Below are 5707 nucleotides of genomic sequence, written 5' to 3'. Positions count from 1 at the left end.
GTATTTTATTCCAGATATTTACGACTATAAAAAAAAGTTTCCTAACTTATCAATTAAAGATGGAATCGAAAAAACTAAAGAAGGTGACATTTATGTAAGTAGATGGATGGGAAATAATTATGATAATAATGAAGAACAATTATTAATCAATCGCAATAAATATCTATTTAATGATAATAAGGCAAGCTTAGCATGGTTGAAAGTTAATGATTCACTTTTTTTAGAATCCTTAGTAATTACCTTTGGTTATACTAAAGATAAGGACTTATTAGATTGGGTAATGCAGAGGAATCGATCAAAAGCAGTAGAATTTATAAATAATTATGTTTTTGTAAGGAATTGCAAAGGGGAATTAGAGATACGTGAAGATATATTAAAATATATAGAGCAGAAAACAACCGATGAAGAAAACACCCATGACTATGCCAAAGCTCTCTATCATTATGAAGTTTATGAAAACCCGAATAAATGGACAGAAAAGGAAGCCTACAAAATATTAGCATATAAATCAAATACCTACGATTATCTTTTTATGAAATATAAAAACATTAGATATAACAACCGTTGGAACATATTAGGGAGTATATATTATTATTCAAATAGAGGAGATGAAAAAGAATGGAAGGAAATAGAAAAGAATTTTGAAAAGAATAATTATTATAATTTACCTCATTTGAAGGAAGCCTTAGAATATGCTTATATTTTTGAATAGTTAGGGATTTAAATTAAAATAATATCTAGACAGTTTCAGGAACTAAAAATTTAACTACTATGAGATTAATTACAGTTATTGTATTCTTTTTATGTTTTTGTATGGATGCTAATACTGTTGTATTAACAGAAAAACAACTTAACGGAAAGAAAGATAATGATAATTCGAAATTTGAAACAATTGCTTTAAAATATTTAGGCTTAGAAGAAAATGATTGCGCTATGCATCTAATTGTTCAAAAAAAATTACCTTATGCAGATCAAACTGTTATTGTAATTCCCGAATATATCTCTGAAAGTCGTAATGAAGATGATGAATTTGATGTTAACTTACATATCCTTCTAATCGATACCACTAGTGAAAAAGTAATTTCCTATTACCCTGATGAATTTGTTGAAATTTCTGATGCCATTAAACTGGGTTCAATTTCAATAGATACCGGATTATTTATTTTGAATGAGGAATATAGGGCTTTTGGAATAGTAGTCCATCACAATAATTTCAGAAGGCATGGACATTATACTTCCTCTACAATATCTTTGTTTATTCAAAAAAATAAGACCTTGCAAATGGTTTTAGATAGTTTGATTACAAACTATACCCGAGGAGAATATTCTGGTTGTGAGGGAGATACAGAAACAATGAAATCTGTATTAATAATATCGGATAAACAAACTAATAATTTTAAAAATATTATTGTTAAAAATACTGAAAACCATACATTTTTTGAAAGGGATAAAGGTATAACAATAGAAGATGAATTTGAAGATTATCCTTGTATTGAAAGAGAAGAAGATTTTACAAATCAATATACTTTAAAGTATGTTAATGGAAGGTATCAAAAAATAAATTAACGTTATCCGATCTTTATCCATTTATCTTATTTTTCAAAAAACAATAAAAAAGGGGTAAAAAAAATCCAATAAACATATTCGAAAAAATCGCAATGATTTTCTCTATTATTTAAATAATTCATAAATAATAGCAAAAAAAGACATAAATATAATAATTAATAAATTAAATTGATAATTGTAAATAATTTTCCCTATACGTCCCCCTGTCTAAATTTTAAATTTGTTATATGTTGAATATTATTATTTGAATACTGAAACTAACCCATATAAATCAAAATGAAAAAATTAATAATAGTAATTATTCTTTTCTCTTTTTTTTCATGTCAATGGAAAAAAAATATAAAACACGATGATAATTTAAATAGAGAAAACAATCAAGCTTCTTCATATATAGAAAAAATTAAAGAGTATTGGATAACTGATAAGATTTCTTTAAAAGATATAAGTAATAGGAATACTACAAGAGTAAAGACAAGGTATATTCTTGTTTAAAAGGGAATATACATCAAGTAAGATATTCTGCTAGTGCAGGATGGATAGTACGAGTAAAGATTCAAAATGTCAAAGATTTGTTAGAACAGGAAAGAAAAGTAAATTATAAAACACAATATACGGATAAATTAAAAGGGATTGACATTAAAGAATCTGATGAAGTATATTTAATATATATGCATTTAAGTAAAAGGTATGTTAAAAAAGGAGATAAGGTAAAGTCTGGTGATGTAATTGGATTGTCAGGAGTGTCTGGGAGCATAGCTAATAATATTCCTAGTCCACATTTGCATTTTGAAATCACAACAATACTAAATGCCTATGGGACAGGAAAAACAAGAAGAACTAATCCTGCAAGATTTGTTAAGTTAAATTCATATAATACGAAAGAACAGGATGAAGCCGTTAAATTTAAATATAATGAAAATGGACATAAAACAAAATGGAATGCTCCAAAACAAGATCAAACAAAAGATTAAAATAATAGTATATTTCTTTATATTATTAAATTTTAATTCATGCCAATCCCAAGAAAAGAATATAGCTTTAGGTATAACTTATAATAATATTACCAATTTTTCTGACGTAATTTATGATGATTACAGTGGGGTAGGAATTACTCAAATTAAATCTGAAAGTATTTCAAGCTTTCTAAACACTGAATCCAGATATTTTATTCTATGGAATGAAGAAAATATTTCCAATACAAATAATATTTCTTTTACAGAATTAGCCCTTATTAATTCTAGAGATGATATAAAATCTGGAAAAGAAAAAATAAGATACCTTTTTATAGAAAGGGAAAAAGGGAAAAATAAAGAATTAATAGATACTTTAAAAATACCAAAAGGCTTTGATTATTCTCAATTTAATTACAAATCTGGTAATGTTGATAAAACAGGTATTGCTATTGGGAAATATAGCAACAGTACAAAAAAAGAATCTTTTGAGTTATACGAACTTTATGGTCTAAGTAATGTAGGGAAATTAACTAGATTACCGTTATCAACTATTATTTACGATTGCCCCCCCCCCTACATACTATTTAAGAGAATATGAGCCAGAAGAATATACATATAAAACTAAGCAAGAATATAATAAAAACAAAATTATTTCAAGTAAATGGTTTGGAATATATCATGTGATCAGTAAAGAATCTAAAGATTGGAGGGAAGATAAAAGTATTACATTGAGTATTTCAAAAGATTCTATAATTTATGAAATAGCAGGTTATCAGATTTATCAAAAATATTTATTAACAGGAAAAGAAGTTGATAATAAATTATTATTGTCTTATTCAAAGTATTTAGATGGTAGTGAGAGTGCTATATTAGAAAAAACAAAAGATTTTGGAAATATATATTTTGATGGTAAAAAATATTTATGGGAATCTCCCTATTTAGATTTTTATTATGATAATAAACAATATATATTAAATAAAGTGCAGTAAATAATAATATGCATAATTAAAGCTCTGTTTTACATTAATGTTTTTTATCTAATATTAAAAAAGAGGGCTTTAAAAACGGTGAATAGGTATATTCAAAAACGTCGTGCTAAATTTATATAAATTAGGTATAACTTCGGAAGTAAAAGCTATTTATACAGGATTAATGACAACACAAAGTGATTTTAGAAAAGCTATAAATTCTGATAAAATAGATTTTGTTTCAGGAAGTAATAAATCAGATTTTAAACCAGAAAGAGGAGATATATTTGTTTGGCGAAAAAGTAATGGTGTTGGTCATACAGGCATAGTATATGAGTATGATGAATCTACAGATTTAGTAACTATTTTAGAGGCAATAGGAAGAACAGGGGCTGTAGGAGAATCTCAACAAGTTAAAAATGGTGGGTATTCTGGAAAAGGCTGTTCGAGAACGGCTATATATATGAGAAATAGTGGAGCATTATCTACTCATGATGGATGGAAAGGATATTTTAGACCCAAAAATTATACTAAAAAATTATAATTATGAAAATCAAATTAATATATATGACCTTAATTTTAATCTCATGTACTTTAGTTTCTTGTAAAGGGCAAGATAAAGAAAAGTCTTTGATTGGAATAAAAAATAAGGTAGATAATTATTCTCTTGATAACATATTAAAATGCGGAGATTTTTCCTTTGAAAATGGTTATTTTGTAACAGCTGATTATGGCTGTATTTATAATCCAAAAGAGAATAATAATTTAGGGAATATTCTAATTTATTATATACCTAAAAATGACATAATTTTAAATACTCAAGAATCTGTTAAAGAAATTAATGAGTTGTCTATTGATGAACTTAAAAATAAATTTAACATTTATGTTTTTCTGATTGAAAAAAAGTATTTAAACTATAATAAATCAGGAGATCCAATATATTATCAAAAAGATAACTATATGGAGAAATTATTTACAAATAATTCAAATGAATGGGAATTGTTAGATTCTATTAAAATACAGTCCTTAAATGAAAATAATTTAGAACAAGAATGGAGAGAAAATTTCATAGATACTAAAATTCAAAAATTAAGAGCTAATGATTTTATCGCAGTAAATAATATTTCTAAAAAATGGTATGGGAATTATTCAGTTTGGTTAGACTATGGAGATATAGGAGGGCAGAAAGCAGGTTATGAAATTATTTTAGAGATAACAAAAGATAGTATAAAAGCAACAGGAGACGGTTTCCAAATGAGCTTTATAGACCTATTAACAGCTAAAGAGGAGGACAGTAAACTCGCTTTATATCATTCAAGAAATTTGTATGGATATAAACAAGGGGGAGATATGAATCCTGAATTTGTTTTAATTGAAGATAAAGGGAACTATTATTTGACAACCCAATGGATATCTCAAGATGTAATAACAAAACCTAAAAAACTAGGTTATGAAATTATAAAGAAAAAATAATCATGATATATAAAGTTCAATAAAATTACAATGGGCATGATTAAACACTACTCCGTATTTATCTTATTTTCTGTGCTTTTCAAAAAACAATAAAAATTAGGTCTAAAAAATGCTGAATACATATGTTTAAAAATACTACACTGATTTAGTCTAATATTTAAATAATTGTTAGCCCCTTATGATTATGAGGGAGATTTAATTCCATTACTGTATAAGAAAAGCTCATTTCTTTGCCCAATGTATAGAAGAATCCGGGAGGGATTTATTAGGAGCAAAAAAAGGTGAAACTAAGATAAAAAAGAATATCAATGCAAAGAAATATTTAGAAGGAGCTGATGAATTTGCTGATGTTAATAATGGAGGAACTTCGGGACTTGTTAATAGAAGAAATAAAGAAAATAAAATATTTTTACATAATATTTATGAAAACAATAAATAAAGTTATAAGAATTATATTGATATATTTTAGTTATTTTCTTTTATTTTTTTCCTGTAAAGCAGAGGGGAGAGATAATATAAAAGAAAAAAAGAATGTAGTTTCGGAGGATTCAATAACCATTCGCCAAAATCCAATTCAGGAAAATGAACTATGGTATTTTTACGATATTTCTCATTATCCTGTTTTAGACTTGAAAGGTATTGAAAGAGAAAAATTAAAAAAAGAAATAAAAACATATACTATTGAATTAAAGGAAAACCATATTTTTATATCTAATTCATGTTCTAATATTGAATATGTTAATCTTA

General features: G+C 25.8%; 9 protein-coding genes. All 9 read left to right on the top strand.

Features of this window, described 5'->3' with window-relative positions:
- Nucleotides 1-712 (top strand): hypothetical protein (locus M3Z80_RS08850; RefSeq protein WP_293919253.1); only part of this gene is annotated, 712 nt, incomplete at its 5' end.
- Between the two features lie 59 nt (nucleotides 713-771).
- Nucleotides 772-1566 (top strand): PA3715 family protein, encoded by a 795-nt coding sequence (locus M3Z80_RS08845; protein ID WP_293919252.1) that lies wholly within the window; start codon nucleotides 772-774, stop codon nucleotides 1564-1566.
- Nucleotides 1567-1842: 276 nt separating this feature from the next.
- Nucleotides 1843-2058: a hypothetical protein gene (locus M3Z80_RS08840; protein WP_293919251.1), complete on the top strand. Its 216-nt coding sequence runs from the start codon at nucleotides 1843-1845 to the stop codon at nucleotides 2056-2058.
- A gap of 77 nt (nucleotides 2059-2135) precedes the next feature.
- On the top strand, nucleotides 2136-2537 hold the full coding sequence (locus M3Z80_RS08835) for a M23 family metallopeptidase (RefSeq protein WP_293919250.1): 402 nt from the start codon (nucleotides 2136-2138) through the stop codon (nucleotides 2535-2537).
- Nucleotides 2485-3117 carry a hypothetical protein gene (locus M3Z80_RS08830; RefSeq protein ID WP_293919249.1) on the top strand — a complete coding sequence of 211 codons (633 nt, stop codon included), beginning with the start codon at nucleotides 2485-2487 and terminating at the stop codon, nucleotides 3115-3117. Before M3Z80_RS08835 ends, M3Z80_RS08830 begins: the two co-directional genes overlap by 53 nt.
- An 82-nt stretch (nucleotides 3118-3199) precedes the next feature.
- Entirely contained in the window at nucleotides 3200-3508 is a 309-nt protein-coding gene (locus M3Z80_RS08825) for a hypothetical protein (protein ID WP_293919248.1), read from the top strand.
- 103 nt (nucleotides 3509-3611) lie between these two features.
- Entirely contained in the window at nucleotides 3612-4031 is a 420-nt protein-coding gene (locus M3Z80_RS08820; protein ID WP_293919247.1) for a CHAP domain-containing protein, read from the top strand.
- Between the two features lie 2 nt (nucleotides 4032-4033).
- The gene (locus M3Z80_RS08815) at nucleotides 4034-4960 is read left to right on the top strand and encodes a hypothetical protein (protein WP_293919246.1); all 927 of its coding nucleotides are present in this window, start codon (nucleotides 4034-4036) and stop codon (nucleotides 4958-4960) included.
- Nucleotides 4961-5382: 422 nt separating this feature from the next.
- The coding region (locus M3Z80_RS08810; protein ID WP_293919245.1) for a hypothetical protein at nucleotides 5383-5707 on the top strand (325 nt) is incomplete at its 3' end.

The sequence above is a fragment of the Apibacter sp. genome, from assembly GCF_025291155.1.
Lineage (GTDB): Bacteria > Bacteroidota > Bacteroidia > Flavobacteriales > Weeksellaceae > Apibacter.
This window is presented reverse-complemented; position numbering and strand designations above follow the sequence as displayed.

Bases quoted from the DNA above. Each gene is read 5' to 3' on its own strand.
- M3Z80_RS08845 (WP_293919252.1), top strand. From the start codon at position 772: ATGAGATTAATTACAGTTATTGTATTCTTTTTATGTTTTTGTATGGAT.
- M3Z80_RS08840 (WP_293919251.1), top strand. From the start codon at position 1,843: ATGAAAAAATTAATAATAGTAATTATTCTTTTCTCTTTTTTTTCATGT.
- M3Z80_RS08830 (WP_293919249.1), top strand. From the start codon at position 2,485: ATGGACATAAAACAAAATGGAATGCTCCAAAACAAGATCAAACAAAAG.
- M3Z80_RS08815 (WP_293919246.1), top strand. From the start codon at position 4,034: ATGAAAATCAAATTAATATATATGACCTTAATTTTAATCTCATGTACT.